Origin of the sequence: Cupriavidus pinatubonensis (assembly GCF_019602855.1) — a bacterium.
Taxonomy (GTDB): Bacteria; Pseudomonadota; Gammaproteobacteria; order Burkholderiales; family Burkholderiaceae; genus Cupriavidus; species Cupriavidus pinatubonensis.
Genome location: NZ_CP080767.1, coordinates 2,232,341 through 2,246,203, shown reverse-complemented (window position 1 = coordinate 2,246,203; position 13,863 = coordinate 2,232,341). Strand labels below are relative to the sequence as shown.

Here is a 13,863-nt window from a genome sequence, read left to right as displayed (position 1 = left end):
TGCTGATCATGACCATCCAGATTCAGCGGCCGCCCCAGCCAACGTACGAGATCTCCGACGAGTTCGTCTGCTTGAAGTGCTCGAAGCCGCGTATCTATGTCGAACAGGGGTATGGCTGGGACTACCAGATATTCGACTGCCCGCACAACCGGTACGCGCCGTTTGTGCACGCCTGCGCGCATTTCACGCGGGAACCTGGAGTGGACTGAATTGTGGAAGAAGGGACGCCTAAGCCAAAATGCAAAATGCCCGCACGTGGGCGGGCATCTTCCAATTTTGGAATCTGATCTTCCAAAAAGCCTCACAAGTCAGTGACTACAAACCTGCGAAGTGTTGAATTATTTGGGGTGGCTGATGGGACTCGAACCCACGACGACAGGAATCACAATCCTGGACTCTACCAACTGAGCTACAGCCACCGTAGAGGTCATCAGCGAAGCGCTGATCGACGAAAACCAAGATTATACAAACAACTTTCCGGTATGGCTAGTATCCCGCACAATTTTTTTTAGGAAAGCGTCTTCATCCTTTGGAGGGGCTCCACTTGGCCTCCAGCAGTACGGCCTGCTTGATGGCTTCGACGGTTTCCGCCTCGGTGTCATAGTGACCCAGCAGCCGGCGCGACTTGCCGTTCAGCACAGCTTCTTGCAGCGCCCGGTCCGCTGCCTCGGAAGTGCCTGGTTGCCAGCAGTAGCGCGCGGTCCATTTGCCGTCCTGCAGGCGCTCCGCCACCCAGATCAAACGGAAGTCTTCAAACACAACGCCAAATGGCGCCTGGTCGTCCCCCACAGCCCACCTCGTTTCTTGCAGTTCCATTGAGCAGCACATTGGCAGTGCCTTACCGCGAATCATGCTATCACGCGTCACTTCGAACACCTGCCGTCGTCCATCAACTTCTATCGCTCAGGTCTTTCCCCAATATGTCCCGGAATGCCAAGAAAATGTCCCGCAATATCAAATGGCCTGAGCCAGATTTTCCATACTGAAGCCGCAACAACCTTACGGCGGTCATTATCATGTTTGCTCTCGCGTTCTGGTGTCTTTGCTCTTTTGCGGTTGGCCTGCTGGCTCACATTTTGGGTCGTTCAGGTGCTGTCTGGGTGGCGTTCTCGATGGTCTTTACGCCGTCGCTCGGGCTGGTCCTCATGGCGATCCTCGGCAAGAAGAAAACGGCACAACCGCAGTGGATCTGAAGGCTCGTCGAGCGGTCCTGATCATCTGAAGCTTCATGCTACGATGGACCGGCTTTCGGGAGACCGCCATGGAATATCGATACAAGGGCCGCGAAATCTCGATTCAGGCGCTTAAGGCCGCCGAGGGCCAATGGAACTGGTCCTTTTCCATCCGGGGCCATGGACACAGGCATAACGCCGGAGCGCTTTTGACATCGGAAGGCGATGCAATCGACGCGGCCTATGCGGCGGCGAAACACGAGATCGACGATATCTCCGGCGACGCCAACGACTAGCCCGCGCTATCGCTCCATATCCCCCACCCGCAATTGCACCGCCGGGTCGCCCAGCACAACGTAATTGCGTGCATCGTCCCGAGCGATCCAGCGCAGGGCCAGCTCGGTTTCCGACACCGCGGCTCCCGCACTGCGATCACGTAGCACATCGGCGAGTTCCGTACTCAATGCTGCCCAGCGAATATTGAAGCGATCGGTGGCCTGGCCCACGCGCTGGCCGCGCAGCAGGCTGCCGACCACGTCGCGAAAGCCCTGGGTTTGCGGATCGGCGCGCTCGGACTGGAAGCTGTACGCCCACGCACGATCCACATGGCCCAGCACGGCCAATGCGCCGCCCTGCGGGTGTGCGAGCAGCCGCTGGGGCAGGCGCGCCGTGAACGGGTAGGGCGCGATGCGGTGGCTGTCGGCGCCGGGTGCGCTGAAGTTGTCCAGATCGGGAGAGCCCGCGCCGAAGCACGCAAAGCAGAAATGGATCAGGCCATGGCATTGCGCGTCGGCGGGAATGTCGCTACCTGCAAACCAGTGGCTCGAGTCGATGGCGCCATAGCCGGGCCAGTCCTGGCAGACGAGTGCACCTTGTACTTCGGCAATGCGGTCGTCGTCGGCGCGCACGCACATGCCATGCGATCCGGTCAGCAGCACGGCCGGCGCGCCGTCGGGACCGTCGCCGCGTAGCAGGCCCCTCAGCGCTGCCTTGGTGGCGGCATCGCCGAGCAAGGCGCGCATGGCAAAGCCTTGCCGTTCGCCGAGCGGTTTGGTTTGCGCGGTTCCCATGGCCAGTGGCGCGGCGAGCTGGCGCGTCAGCATCTGCGTGGCGCGGTCGAAGTCGTGGCACGTGGCGAAGAGGGCGACGTTGCGGCGCGATGGCACGGTTGGCGCGCTTTCGTAGGCGACGATGCTGTCGGCGTAGCGCCGGTAGTCTTCGAATTCAGGGAAATCCAGCCTGCCGACCGCCCAGTAAAGGTCAAGCGTGTACTGGAAGGCGAACGATATCCCGTCAGGCGGCCCAATCAGAAGCAGGTAGTACGGCACACCAAGCGCAGGATCGACGACGTTCAGTGACACCTTGTGCCGAGCCAGCCAGGTCGTGGCAGTGTCGCCGTGCAGGCAGCCGCCCGGGCCGTGGAAGATTTTGATGTCGCCCGCTTCCGAACGTCGCTTTTCGATCAACGGAGCGAGTGCTTCAAGGTAGGGCGCGGGATCGGTGTCGGCGGCGAACAGCAAGCCCCAGCCGGCTTCCGCGAGATTGTCGGCGTCCACGTCGCCCATGACGGCATAGGTATCGATCTGTCGCGCCTTTTCTGCGGCACGCTCTGGCGCTCGGCGGCCGGCCTGCTCGCGCGTGCAGAACGCCTCGATGCCTGCCTTGTCGAGATCGGCCAGCGGTTGCCCGGTGTCCGCGTGTATCCCCAGCGCGATGGGCAGCGACGTTTCGCTCATGGTGCCTCCGTGGCGCTTGCCTCAGCGGCCTGCCAGATCAGGTGCGCCACCTGTGGTCCGCTGATGTCGTTGTGCGCGCCCGAAACGCCCGACTTGTGGCAGATATAGTCGCTCGCTTCAACGTTCAGCACGCGTGCGCCGGGCATGGTGTAGCGCCCGTCGATATCGAGCATGGCGGTGTCGGCCGCGGCCTCCACGCCCTGGATGCCGAATGCGCCGATTGCGCCGAAGGTGGGATAGGTTTGCGCAGCGTCGAACGCGACCTGTCCCGCGACGCCGGCGGCCCAGGGATAGAGTTCGCACACCGCTGTGTCATGCCGCGAACGCGTAGTGACCAGCGGCCCGTGCAACTTGCCGTCGGCCAGCAGCCGATGGCAATAGCCTGCGGAGTCGGGCCGTACCGGAATCGACGGTGCATAGGCCCACAGCGACATCGCGCCCTGCACGAGCACGCAGGAATCCACCGGCCGGCGCAGTGCCGCGGCACCGCCGGGGCCACCCAGTGCCGCCGACATGACGATGCAGCCGAAGCTGTGGCCCATCAGGTGCAAGCGGGCGTCGGGCAGGGCATCCAGCAAGCGATTGATCAGCGGATGCACGCCTTGCTCGCCGACGGTCTGCGCGCGCTTCTTCATGGTCCAGAACGAGAGCTGGCGCAGCGGTGCGAGGATACCTCCAAGCGAAGGCGCGCCAAATGCGGCGCTCAACTGGCTCGCTTCGGCGAACGACGCATCGGGGTTGAAGGGCAGGCGGTCGGCACTGGCATCGCCGTCCACGCCTTTTGCGCCAAGCGCGAGTGCCTGGTCAAGCTGCAGGTAGGCCTGCCGCACTTCGGGCGGCAGCCGGGCGGCGTCGGCGCCGGTGCGCGCCGCTTCCACGATGACGGCCAGCGCTGCGCGGATTTCCGGTGTATCGCCAAGGCGCTGCGCATAGGCGTCGATCATGGCGTCCTTGCCTGCGTGCGCGGGAGCGGCAAAGCTCGCGCTGTCGCCCAGTTCTTCGTCCCCCCAGGGCAGACTTGGCCAATGCACGCCGATATGGGCCAGTGCGAAGCCCGGTCGTGCCATTTGCATTTCCTGCTCGTCGACCGCGCAGCTGCTGAATGCACCGATCCAGCGGTCATACTGGCTGCGCGCGGCCGGGATATCTCCCTGCCAGCCGTGGCTCCACAGGAAGATGTCGGTCGGGGCGGGGCCGTCGCGCCATTGCGCGAGCAGGCGGTCGGACAGGCGTCCGGCTTGCCCGGCAGCGGCGTCCGGGTCGTCGTTGCGCTCATTGCCGTCGGCGTCCAGCGCGATCAGCGCGTAAGCGGTGCCGGTGGCTGCGATGGTCTGGATTGGCATGGCGGACTCCTGATGTTTGTGCCGGCCTCAGCGCGTCTCGCACGCATCCGGCTGCCGCGTGTCGGCCTTGAAGTAGTCGGCCTTCTGCTGCGCCGTGAAGCCGCCCCCCACAATGGCGCAGGCTTGCCGGCGCCACGCGTCGAGATCGAGATCCCAGACGGCAGCGACTTCGGTGCCCGCGGCATAGAGCCAACGCCCGTCGTCGCTGACGGAAAGCTGGGCGACGGGCTGGCGCGGGTCGTGGTACAGCGCCTGCGGAATCGGCAGCGGCCGGTCGGCATGGCTGTCGAGCAGGAACAGGTTGCCGTGGTCGTCGCCGGCGACGACAAATGGCGCATCCGGGACGGCAAGCGAGGTGATGACGCCCGACGCATCCTGCTTGAGCAATACTGGCGCGACCGATGCCTTGGCGGGATCCGTGGATGGCTGTGGTCCGATCGCAAGCCGGTACACCTTGCCGAGGTAGTTGCCTGCGACCAGCGCATTGCCCTGGTGGTCGAAAGCGAGGCTCGTGATCTGGCCACGCGGCAGGTCCTGGAACTGGCGCACCAATGTGGCCCGCGCGCCAGCGCAATCGGGCGCGGAAACGTCGATGCGCCACAGGCTGAGGCGGTCGTCGTCGGACACGGCAAGCTCGCTGCCGCCGGGGCGGAATACGGCATTGGTGGCGCGCGCAAGATCGTCCGGCAGTGGTATCTGGCACGGCGTTGATGCGCCAGGTTTGCCGGCTGCCGGCAAGCGCCACATCTGCAGGCGGCGGCCACTGCCGGGATCGTCGGAGCGTATCGCGAGCAAATCGGCGCCTGCACTGAGCGCGAGGCGGGCCTGCTTGCCGGCCCTGACGTCCGGCAGCGGCAGGCCTGCGCCGTCGGTACCGACCATCCACACATTGCCGCTGGCATCTGCCAGCGCCAGGCGTTGTGCCGCGCGCGACCATGCCAGCGCGGTGACGGGCGGCTGGAACTGACCGGGCAGGCGGCGCACGGCGGGCTGTGCGCCCTCGGCTTGCAGCATCGTCAGTCCCTGGCTATCGCTGGCGGCAGCCTGTGATGGGCTGCTGCCGGCAAGGGCCAGCAATTGCGGCGGGGCGTTGTCCTGCTTGCGCGCCACAATGCGTGCGATCGGATTGCGCGGCGTATCCACGCGCATCTGCAGCAGTTCGCCTTGTTCGGTCGAGGCCAGCAATTGCTGGTGCCCGCCCGGTGCAAGCCCGGTGATCTGCGCGGGCAAGTCGATCAGCTCGTTGCGCACGACCTGCATGCCTTCGGGGTCGAGCTGCCATTTGATGACACGGCCGTCCCATCCGCCGGACAGCAGTTGCCGGTCGCCTGTGAAGACGAGCCGGACGACCGCGTCGTCATGGCCGGAAAGCGGACGGGGCCAGCGCCCGCCATCCGCGGCGCGCCAGACATCGATGCGGCCGCTGCGCGTACCGGCCACGACAAGGCTGCCATCAGGACTCACGGCGACACTGTGGTAGCCGGAAAACCAGTCGTTGTTGCCGGGCGGCGAAGTCAGCTCCTGAGATGGGTCGGTTAGCAGCAATGGCCCAGGCGCGGCGCCCTCCGTCAGGCCCCAGAGCCTTGCCTTGCCATCGCGCGATACCGTAGCGAGTTGGCGTCCGTTGTCGAACAGCGCCAGTCCGGTGACGCGCATGGCATGCGCGCGGCCGGTGGCGACCGGCTGCTGCCAGTTGCCGCCCGCACGGGCCAGGTCCCATATGACTACCCGGCCGCCTTCGAAGCCGGCGACCAGCCGCCGACCGTCACTGGCGAGCGCGGATACCGGACCCCAACCGGCCGACGGGCGTGCGCCGCGCGGCAGTGCCAGCCGCGTGGCCCGGCCGGGCTGCGCGATGCTCCACAGCGCCACGCTGCCGTCCTGGCCGCCCGTGGCGAGCGTCCCGGCCCCGGCCAGCACGAAAGCACGCACGCCTTGCGGATGCTGGTTGCGCAATTGCGCCTCGTCGAGGCTGGCGCTGCGTCCGCCCGGTGCCAATTCGACAATCTCGATGGCCCAGCGTCCGTTTTCGAGGCGCGCTGTCACGCGGTGCGTGGCATCGGCCTGGACTTCGAGCATGCGGCCGTCGGCGCGGGCCAGGTAGGCATCGATATGGCGTGCGCGATGCAGCGTGCCGAGCAGCGGGCGGCGGAAATCGAATGCATTGTCGGGGCGATCGTGCCCGTGTTGTCCGCGCGTGCCTTCGACGGCGGCGAGCAATGCCGCGTCGGGCGCCGGACGTGAATTGAGCAGCGAAAACAGCGCGTTCTGGCGCGCAAGATCCTGCTTGGTTGACCGCAGTTGCCATGCCGACAGCACGAAGCCGATCAGGAACAGCAGCGTGACCGTGCCCAGCGCATAACCCAATATGCGCCATTTGCGCGAGCGTGCGCGAGATTCGCGGTGGCGCCGGTATGCCGCCAGGAAGCGGTTCTCGGCTTCGCTGTGCATGTCTTCCGGTTCGAGCAGGGTGTCGTCGAGTTCTTCGGTGGACGTGAGCTTGCCGAAGACGCCCGGGTTCTCGCCGGACAGCGCCCACGCGCGCGCAAGTTGCTTCCAGTGCGGCAGGAACTGCGTGCGCCATTGGGCGTTGCTCGCGCGCAGCGGCTCGGTCAGGCGGTCGTGCGTGAGCTCGTACCACTGCGCGTCCTGCCGGCTCTGCGCACGCACGAGGTGATATTGCTGCAGCACGCCAAGTTCCGCCGCGGTGGGCGACGCGCGAACACCGGCATCGAGCGTGGCCTGTGCGCGCATATTCGCGGCGGTGATCAGCCGGCTTTCGATCCATTCGCGTACCACGCGCTGGCGCGCGCGGGTCGGCGCCGCAGCATCGAGGGCGAGGTTGCAGTACGAGGCCAGCGCGGCACCCGTGTCGAGCCGTTGCACCTGATCGAGCGTAATGACCGCACCGGCGGGCGGCGTGCCGGCTTCGCCAAAGCACTGTCGCCACAGGCTCAGGCCAACAACTTGCAGTTGGACCGGTTCGACAAAGCGGCCCTCGCGCATGACGGCCTGGCCATTTGCGTCGCGCGTGCGGATCTGCGCGAGGTCATGCACCAGGCGTTCCGCGGCGTCTTCGCGGAAATCCACACCCACGGCTTTTGCCGGCCCGGTCAACGCCTCCAGTGCCTGCTCGCGCGTCAGCAAGTCGATACGCATGGTGTTGGTGAGCCGCGTCGGCACGAGATCGCGATAGGCGTCGAGCCACGAGAAATATTCCTCGCGCATCGACACGAGTGCCCAGACCGGGCTGGCGCCATGCTCGAGCACATCGCCGAGCTGCGCGAAAAACTCGCGCTTCTGCGCGATGTCGTCGCTGTCGAGCGTGAAGATCTCCTCGAACTGGTCGAGCACGATCATGAGCCGTCGCGGCCTGGTGTTGCTGGGCTGATCCTGCATGCGGGACACGCACGACAGCAGCGTGTCGTCCGCGCGCGGCTTTACGCCCGTGCGCGTGGCCCAGCAATGCAGCACGCTCGTGACATAACGGTTGGCACCGCCATACGGTGCGCTCACGCGCGCGGTGGGCAGCACGTCAAAGCGATCGGCCAGCCGCGGACGCAGCCCGGCTTCGATCAGCGAGGTCTTGCCCGCACCCGATGGCGAGTACAGCAGCACGATGCGGTCGGCGATGAGGCGGTCGCGCAACTCTTCGATCTCGGCGTCGCGGCCGAAGATGGGGTCGGTTTCGTCGAGTGGACTCGGGCCGATGTAGGGGCCGGCGTGGGCGTCTGCCATGTCATGGCTCCATGCGCTGCTGTAGCTCGGCGGTGAACATGCCGACATCGCCCCAGTACAACTTGAGCCTGGCCTTGTCCTGGAAATAGCGCTCCAGGTAGCGGCGCGCACTGACCGGGTCGACGATGCTGTTCGGATCGAGCTGTGCCGACAGGTGCTGGTATTCCTGCCGCAGGTCCGCTCCTTCGAGGTTCAGGATGCTGCGGAACAGGATGCGGAATTCCCACGACTGCACGTCGAAGCCGACGAAGAGCAGGGCGCTGTCGTTCAACCTTGCACGCACGGCAAGCGGGATCGCATTGCGGTTGACCGAGACGCTCGTGAGGTAATCGAAGTACTGGTCTTCGGTGAGCACGAGCGAGCCGGGCTCGCGCAGGTCGCCGAACAGCTTGAGCACCATCGGCGCTTGCGCGGTCGGTGCGGCGCGCTTGCGGCCCTCGGCGAGCGCGTCGTCGCAAGCCTCGGCCTGGCGGTTCCAGCGGCATAGCCGCACGCTCGGATCGGCACCGTTCTCGCGCAGCGCATCGGGAAGGAGGTCGCTGGGGTCGGTGCTCAGGTACACCGGCAGCTTCAGACGCGCCATGGTGCGATACGGACTCTGCGGCTCGCGGTCGCGCTGCGCGCGGCCGACGGCGCTGACCACGTCGCTGAGCTGCGCGATGATGTCCTCGTTCTTCAGCGCGAGCAGCTCGGGTGGGAGCAGGTCGCGATACAGCTGCACGATATGCTGGTAGGCGAACTTGTAGAACAAGCGCCGCGGAAATACCCCCTGCTGTGAAACCGCGAGGTACTGGGCGACTTGCGGCAGCTCGTCGCGCTCGTGCGGCGCCATCGGGAAGTGGTAGGCCTCGGCCCACATTTGCGCGAGCTGCAGCCGTGAACCAAACACCGTTTCGCTCATCGCGGGGCCGAGGATTGGCGTGGTCTCGCCGTGGCGGATGTTCTCGATGACGGCGCGCCATGCGTCGCCGCCATCGCCGTCGTCGGGCGCGAAGCCAGGTGGATAGAAGATGCGGCCGCTGTCCAGTCGCGTGAACACCGCGGGCATCCACCAGTCCGGATGCTCGCTGACCGCCGCGCGTGCCACGCCGGCGGCGCGATCGACTTCGCCATGCTCGCGCAACTCGGCAAAAAAGAGCGGCAGGAACGCATCCATGGTGGCCATGCCGACATTGCCCTGCATCGCGAGCACGGCCGGCACGCCGGCCTGCGCGAGCAGAGGACCCAGCGCCATCAGCGTGCTGGCGCTGCGCGCGGCGCCAGCACCGGCGCTCTGGCATGAGCACAGCACGACCAGGCTCGGCGGGCGCTCCAGCGTGCCGATGCGGTTCACGAGCACGCTGCCGCTGACCGGATCGCGGCTGCCGTCGGCCTGTTCGAGCCAGAGCATGGGCTGGTCATCGACGAGCGCGCCGTGGCAGATCAGGCAGAACACGTCAGCGCCTTCCTGCAGCGCGGCGAAGATGCGGTCGATCGTGGCGTGGCCCGGCTCGGCCAGTGTCGTGGCTGGAATCGGCGCTAGCGCGGCAATGACCCGCGCGGCTTCGCCGGCCGCGTCGATCGGCTTGAGTTCGGGGCCCAGCCCGCTCGGGTTCGCTACGACCACGAGCGCGCTGACATCGCTCTTCGCGCGCAGGCGTGGCAGGCGCATCTCGCGCGCGAACAGGTAGCGCGAAAAGAAGCAGCGCTGGGTGATGAACAACGCGTGCTCGCCGGCGGGGTCGTACAGCGTTTCCCACGGCAGCGCGTGCAGTTCCCGCGCATCGACGCCGATGCGCAGGCGCACGCGCAGGTCCAGGCGACGCTCATTGGCCGATGCCTGGGCGACGACGAAGGCGTCACGCAGTGGCGGTGCGCCGAACAGGCTCGCGGCCAGCGCGCGGCCGCATACCTGCGGATCGGCATCGCGCAGGGCGGGGTCATCCGGCGCAAGCTTTAGCGCGACGCGTGGCGTGATGACGTCGCCTTCTGGCACGCGATGCCTGGCCTCGGCTTCGTATCCGCCCGCGGCATCCGTGCCGATCACGATTTCCAGTTCGGAGTAGTTGCGTGGCATGGGCGGTCGGGGGAGGGAGGCCTATGCCAAGGTTCGCGGATCGCCGGGCAGGTAGTGCCCGGTCACGTCGCGGTAGGCTGCCGAGGTACGCTTGCCCGGATAGCCGTCCAGTTTGACGAAGATTCCGGGGTACGTATTGAGCCAGCGCTGTAGCGCGTCTGCCTGCGCGATGACGGTGGCATCCATAGGCTTGCGCGCGGCATAGCGCACGACCAGCGGCGCATCTGTCTCGGCATGCGGTGGCTGGTCCGCGAAGCCGATCGCACCGGTCTCGGCCATGCGCCGCAGCAGTACCGCGGCGCCGCACTGGCGCGACACCGCCGTGTCGGACCACGTGCCATCAGCCACGTATTTGCCGCAAACGTAGTGGTTGGAAAAGCTCCAGAGGTAAGGCGTCGAGACCTGCGGATGGTAGGAGCGGTAGCCGAAGCCGTTGTACCGCTCCACCTGGAACAGCATGCCGGACAGGCTCCAGTCGGTGGCCGCGCCAAGTCCCTTGAGGGCCAGCGCATCGGCTGCACTGTCTTCCCAGCTGAACGGCGGCGAACTGGCGCGCGGGCGGCCGGCGGGCACATGCGTGGTGCGGGCGCCCAGCGGGTCGCCATTGTGGAGATGGCAATCGAACCGCTGGCCGCACTCCATGTTGTGGATCACGGCGATGAAGTGCCAGGGCACGCCTGAGAGGGTGCCCGCAGTCTCATAGCGAGGCCGGTTGCGTTCCAGTGACCTGACGAGCCCGTCGACGTCCGCCGCGCGCGCGGCGTTGATGACGCAGTTGTTGAACAGCGATGCGTAGTCCTGACGCAAGGCGTCCGTTAGCGCAATGGTGGCCATGATGCCTCCCATGCGGATTCGCTGACGGCGCCGACAGCGCCGAGCGTTCGCAAATACCCCGGCAAACGCAAAGCTGGCGGCCGGCGGCAACGGGCGCGAGCCGGTCCCCTCCGATGGCGCGCCATGCTGCGGTCGGGCCGTTCTGCGACGGCGCCGTGGCGCGCTGTGCCTGCTATCTGAAGGCTAGAAGGTGACACCCTCGATGGAAAGGTGCCGCGGACAAAACAAATGAAGATGAGATATGCAGAATATGCAATTCTCGATCAATCTGCCATCAAGGAGGGCTGCAGCGCCCTCATGCCTGGCGGGAAGGATCAGGCCAGGAGCTTCGGCGGCTCGGCCAGTTCCAGCATGCGGCAGATGTCTGCCATGCTGCCGACCATGGTGCGGCGCTGCGCGCCCTGGTAGATGCGAACGCCTTTCGATTGCCGGAACGGGACCGGCTTGACCGGTTGACGGGCGGCGGCAATGTGGTTGATTTGCGGCATGGCTACACCTCTCGATTTGGCAAAAGCAGCAAAAAGCGGCAAAAGCGGGGTCAACACCCGTCTGGCGGGCGGCATCGGTACAGCAAAAGGGGAGGGCGGCGACCAGCGCGCGGCTGGCCGCGTCGGTCAGAAGCCCGAGGAGCGGATCAGCCCGACGGCGATACCTTCCAGTGAGAATTCTTCTCGCCCGGGCGTGACCATGATGTTCGGAAAGTCCGGGTTTTCCGCGATCAGTTCGATCGCGCCGTCACGGCGCTGCAAGCGCTTGACGGTCACGTCATCGCCGAGCCGGGCCACGACGATCTTGCCGTTGGGCGCTTCGCTGGCCTTGCGCACGGCGAGCAGGTCGCCGTCGAGGATGCCGGCGTCGCGCATGCTCAGGCCGCGCACGCGCAGCAGGTAGTCGGGGCGTTCGTCGAAGACCGAGGCGTCTACCTGATACTGGCGGTCGATATGTTCGGCGGCGAGGATCGGGCTGCCGGCGGCCACGCGGCCCACCAGCGGCAACGTGAGCTGCATGATGCCGGACACGGGCAGCGAGAACTGGTCGGGCATCTCGGAATCGCTGCGCGCCACCTTGAGGCGGATGCCGCGCGAGGCGCCCGGCGTCAGTTCGATCACGCCCTTGCGTGCCAGCGCCCGCAGATGCTCTTCCGCGGCATTGGGTGATGAGAAGCCGAACTCGGCAGCAATCTCGGCGCGCGTGGGCGGAAAGCCCGTATTGCGGATCGTGTTGCGGATCAGATCGAAAATCTGCTGCTGCCGGGGTGTCAGGGTCGCCATGGAAGCGCTTCCTTGATGAGTGCCCCGGTGCAATACGGCTGCCAGCCAGGCGGGCACTGTATGTTTAAACAGTATGCCTGTGATTTTATACAGTATCGGCACAAGCGCAAGCAGAATTTCAGAGCCGTCTGCTCGACTTCGGGTTTGCCGGCATGCCGCAGGTAGAATCGGCGAACCTTTACTTCCTCGTGCCCTGCCCATGTCACGATCCATGTCCCAGCTTCCCCGCGTCGTCATTCTGGCTACCGGCGGCACCATTGCCGGCGCTTCCGCCAATCCGGCCAGCAGTGCGCGCTATCAGGCTGCAACGGTGCCGGTGACGACGCTGCTGGCTGCCGTGCCGGCGCTGCAATCCGTGGCCAGGGTCGAGGCCGAGCAGGTGGCGCAGGTCGACAGCAAGGACATGGTGTTCTCTCTATGGTCGACGCTGGCGGCGCGCGTGCAGCACTGGTCGGGCCAGCCGGACGTCGCGGGCATTGTCATTACGCACGGCACCGACACGCTGGAAGAAACCGCCATGTTCCTGCACCTGACGCAGGCTTGCCCGGTGCCGGTGGTGCTGACTGCGGCGATGCGGCCGTCGACCTCGCTGTCCGCCGATGGTCCGCTAAACCTGCTCGATGCGGTTCGGGTTGCGGCCCATCCCGATGCCTGCGGCAAGGGCGTGCTGGTCGTGCTGAACCAGCAGATCCACGCGGCGCGCGACGTGGTCAAGGCGCATACGTCCGCGGTAGATGCTTTCGTATCGGTACCATGCGGGCCGCTTGGCTTCGTGCAGGACGAGCTGGTGCGCATTGCCCGCGCGCCGGTGCGGTCTGGCGTGGGGGTGTTGCCAGTGCCGCAGCATTGGCCCGATGTGGAGATCATCGCCAGCTATGCGCAACCTGGCCGCATGGTGGTGGATGCCCTCGTCGGCGCTGGTGTGCGGGGGATCGTCGTAGCGGCGGCGGGCAACGGCTCGGTACACGAGACGCTCGTGGCCGCGCTCAGGGATGCCGTGGCGGCTGGCGTCGCGGTGGTCCGCAGTTCGCGTACCACGGCGGGTCATGTGGCGATTCCGCCAGTTGTTGATCCTCTCGGCGGGGCATTCCTTTCCGCCGCCGATCTCAATCCCTATAAGGCCAGGGTCCTGCTGTTGCTGGCCCTGGCGCAGGATCCGGGGCTCGCTTCCGACCCGGAACGCCTGCAAGGGCAGTTTGCCTCTTCGTGACAGCGGTTGCGCGTTTGTCAATAGCCGGGCTATAATTTAAGGCTATTCAACCTTGCCGCACCGGACGTGACGCCCGGGTGGCTCATCCAAAAGGAGCGTCAATGCGTCATTACGAAATCGTCTTCATCGTCCATCCGGACCAGAGCGAACAAGTCCCGGCCATGATCGAGCGCTACAAGTCGCTCGTGACGTCGCAAGGCGGTCAGGTTCACCGCGTGGAAGACTGGGGCCGTCGCCAGATGGCTTACATGATCCAGAAGCTGGCCAAGGCTCACTACGTTTGCGTCAACATCGAGTGCGGCAAGGAAACCCTGGCTGAACTGGAGCACGCCTTCAAGTTCAATGACGCCGTGCTGCGTCATCTGATCGTGCAGACCAAGAAGGCTGAAACCGCTCCTTCGCCGATGATGAAGGAAGTGCAGCGCGAAGAAGCCCGCAAGGCCGCGCAAACGACCACCGAAGGTCAGGCCGCCTGAATGCGGACTGCGGTGCCTGTCGTGGCT

13 protein-coding genes and 1 tRNA gene are annotated in these 13,863 nt (G+C 65.9%); 5 read left to right on the top strand and 9 right to left on the bottom strand.

What is annotated here, in order from left to right:
• Positions 1-8: 8 nt before the first annotated feature.
• Complete coding sequence (locus K2O51_RS22865) at positions 9-209, top strand: hypothetical protein (protein ID WP_220630756.1); 201 nt, start codon at positions 9-11, stop codon at positions 207-209.
• A 134-nt stretch (positions 210-343) separates the two neighbouring features.
• On the opposite strand, the gene K2O51_RS22860 is transcribed toward K2O51_RS22865, so the two are convergent.
• Both K2O51_RS22860 and K2O51_RS22855 read right to left on the bottom strand, forming a co-directional pair.
• Positions 344-419: transfer RNA gene (locus K2O51_RS22860), tRNA-His, on the bottom strand.
• A 103-nt stretch (positions 420-522) separates the two neighbouring features.
• Positions 523-816 carry a hypothetical protein gene (locus K2O51_RS22855; protein ID WP_084791905.1) on the bottom strand — a complete coding sequence of 98 codons (294 nt, stop codon included), beginning with the start codon at positions 814-816 and terminating at the stop codon, positions 523-525.
• Positions 817-1,016: 200 nt separating this feature from the next.
• On the opposite strand from K2O51_RS22855, the gene K2O51_RS22850 reads away from it, so the two are divergent.
• A complete protein-coding gene (locus tag K2O51_RS22850) occupies positions 1,017-1,193 on the top strand; it encodes a hypothetical protein (RefSeq protein WP_181184457.1) in 177 nt (58 codons plus the stop codon).
• Between the two features lie 68 nt (positions 1,194-1,261).
• Complete coding sequence (locus K2O51_RS22845; RefSeq protein WP_041679638.1) at positions 1,262-1,468, top strand: hypothetical protein; 207 nt, start codon at positions 1,262-1,264, stop codon at positions 1,466-1,468.
• Between the two features lie 6 nt (positions 1,469-1,474).
• On the opposite strand, the gene K2O51_RS22840 is transcribed toward K2O51_RS22845, so the two are convergent.
• From K2O51_RS22840 to lexA, 7 genes are all read right to left on the bottom strand, one after another.
• A complete protein-coding gene (locus K2O51_RS22840) occupies positions 1,475-2,908 on the bottom strand; it encodes a C25 family cysteine peptidase (RefSeq protein ID WP_140950874.1) in 1,434 nt (477 codons plus the stop codon).
• On the bottom strand, positions 2,905-4,251 hold the full coding sequence (locus K2O51_RS22835; protein WP_140950875.1) for a hypothetical protein: 1,347 nt from the start codon (positions 4,249-4,251) through the stop codon (positions 2,905-2,907). The genes K2O51_RS22840 and K2O51_RS22835 overlap by 4 nt, the downstream gene beginning before the upstream one ends.
• 27 nt (positions 4,252-4,278) lie before the next feature.
• On the bottom strand, positions 4,279-7,989 hold the full coding sequence (locus K2O51_RS22830) for an nSTAND1 domain-containing NTPase (protein WP_181184458.1): 3,711 nt from the start codon (positions 7,987-7,989) through the stop codon (positions 4,279-4,281).
• A gap of 1 nt (position 7,990) precedes the next feature.
• Complete coding sequence (locus tag K2O51_RS22825) at positions 7,991-10,045, bottom strand: CHAT domain-containing protein (RefSeq protein WP_220630755.1); 2,055 nt, start codon at positions 10,043-10,045, stop codon at positions 7,991-7,993.
• A gap of 21 nt (positions 10,046-10,066) precedes the next feature.
• Positions 10,067-10,879: a hypothetical protein gene (locus tag K2O51_RS22820; protein ID WP_011298172.1), complete on the bottom strand. Its 813-nt coding sequence runs from the start codon at positions 10,877-10,879 to the stop codon at positions 10,067-10,069.
• A gap of 314 nt (positions 10,880-11,193) precedes the next feature.
• The gene (locus tag K2O51_RS22815; RefSeq protein ID WP_011298171.1) at positions 11,194-11,367 is read right to left on the bottom strand and encodes a hypothetical protein; all 174 of its coding nucleotides are present in this window, start codon (positions 11,365-11,367) and stop codon (positions 11,194-11,196) included.
• A 126-nt stretch (positions 11,368-11,493) separates the two neighbouring features.
• Positions 11,494-12,150 (bottom strand): transcriptional repressor LexA, encoded by a 657-nt coding sequence (lexA, locus tag K2O51_RS22810; protein ID WP_011298170.1) that lies wholly within the window; start codon positions 12,148-12,150, stop codon positions 11,494-11,496.
• 211 nt (positions 12,151-12,361) lie between these two features.
• On the opposite strand from lexA, the gene K2O51_RS22805 reads away from it, so the two are divergent.
• A complete protein-coding gene (locus K2O51_RS22805) occupies positions 12,362-13,360 on the top strand; it encodes an asparaginase (protein WP_220630754.1) in 999 nt (332 codons plus the stop codon).
• A 101-nt stretch (positions 13,361-13,461) separates the two neighbouring features.
• Positions 13,462-13,836, top strand: a complete 375-nt coding sequence (gene rpsF, locus K2O51_RS22800; protein ID WP_011298168.1) for a 30S ribosomal protein S6 — start codon at positions 13,462-13,464, stop codon at positions 13,834-13,836.
• Positions 13,837-13,863: the final 27 nt, after the last annotated feature.

Bases quoted from the DNA above. Each gene is read 5' to 3' on its own strand.
- K2O51_RS22865 (WP_220630756.1), top strand. From the start codon at position 9: ATGACCATCCAGATTCAGCGGCCGCCCCAGCCAACGTACGAGATCTCC.
- K2O51_RS22855 (WP_084791905.1), bottom strand. From the start codon at position 816: ATGGAACTGCAAGAAACGAGGTGGGCTGTGGGGGACGACCAGGCGCCA.
- K2O51_RS22850 (WP_181184457.1), top strand. From the start codon at position 1,017: ATGTTTGCTCTCGCGTTCTGGTGTCTTTGCTCTTTTGCGGTTGGCCTG.
- K2O51_RS22845 (WP_041679638.1), top strand. From the start codon at position 1,262: ATGGAATATCGATACAAGGGCCGCGAAATCTCGATTCAGGCGCTTAAG.
- K2O51_RS22840 (WP_140950874.1), bottom strand. From the start codon at position 2,908: ATGAGCGAAACGTCGCTGCCCATCGCGCTGGGGATACACGCGGACACC.
- K2O51_RS22835 (WP_140950875.1), bottom strand. From the start codon at position 4,251: ATGCCAATCCAGACCATCGCAGCCACCGGCACCGCTTACGCGCTGATC.
- K2O51_RS22830 (WP_181184458.1), bottom strand. From the start codon at position 7,989: ATGGCAGACGCCCACGCCGGCCCCTACATCGGCCCGAGTCCACTCGAC.
- K2O51_RS22825 (WP_220630755.1), bottom strand. From the start codon at position 10,045: ATGCCACGCAACTACTCCGAACTGGAAATCGTGATCGGCACGGATGCC.
- K2O51_RS22820 (WP_011298172.1), bottom strand. From the start codon at position 10,879: ATGGCCACCATTGCGCTAACGGACGCCTTGCGTCAGGACTACGCATCG.
- K2O51_RS22815 (WP_011298171.1), bottom strand. From the start codon at position 11,367: ATGCCGCAAATCAACCACATTGCCGCCGCCCGTCAACCGGTCAAGCCG.
- lexA (WP_011298170.1), bottom strand. From the start codon at position 12,150: ATGGCGACCCTGACACCCCGGCAGCAGCAGATTTTCGATCTGATCCGC.
- K2O51_RS22805 (WP_220630754.1), top strand. From the start codon at position 12,362: ATGTCCCAGCTTCCCCGCGTCGTCATTCTGGCTACCGGCGGCACCATT.
- rpsF (WP_011298168.1), top strand. From the start codon at position 13,462: ATGCGTCATTACGAAATCGTCTTCATCGTCCATCCGGACCAGAGCGAA.